Raw genomic sequence first — 351 nt, forward strand, 5'->3', positions numbered from 1 at the left:
CAACGCCGCCAGCGACACGGGGGTTTCGGACCGGGCCACCTGTTCCAGCAGGGTCAGCGCGCGCAGCGCCGCGGAGGATTCGTCTTTCATCTTTCAATATTTGAAGATTTGGCGAAAGGCCGCCAGGTTGGTGCGGATTCTGCAGAAAATGGAACGCTGCAGGGTGGGAAATGCCGGGCTTCTGCTGCAGTATCGGTTTACCCCGGCCAAGATGCAATCCAAGCCGCGCCGGTCCGCCAGGAGAGAGACCCGGAGCAGCAAACAACACATGACCCCCAGCGAAGCGTTTGTCGAGACGCTGGTGGCGCAGGGCGTCAAGGACGTTTTCGGCATCGTCGGTTCGGCCTTCAT

General features: G+C 61.0%; 1 protein-coding gene. It reads left to right on the top strand.

Annotation, left to right across the window (positions count from 1 at the left end; genetic code table 11):
- Positions 1–148: 148 nt before the first annotated feature.
- Positions 149–351 (top strand): hypothetical protein (locus tag SB751_RS28715; RefSeq protein ID WP_410748875.1); only part of this gene is annotated, 203 nt, incomplete at its 3' end.

Source organism: Cupriavidus sp. SIMBA_020 (assembly GCF_046535395.1).
Classification (GTDB): Bacteria; Pseudomonadota; Gammaproteobacteria; order Burkholderiales; family Burkholderiaceae; genus Cupriavidus; species Cupriavidus campinensis.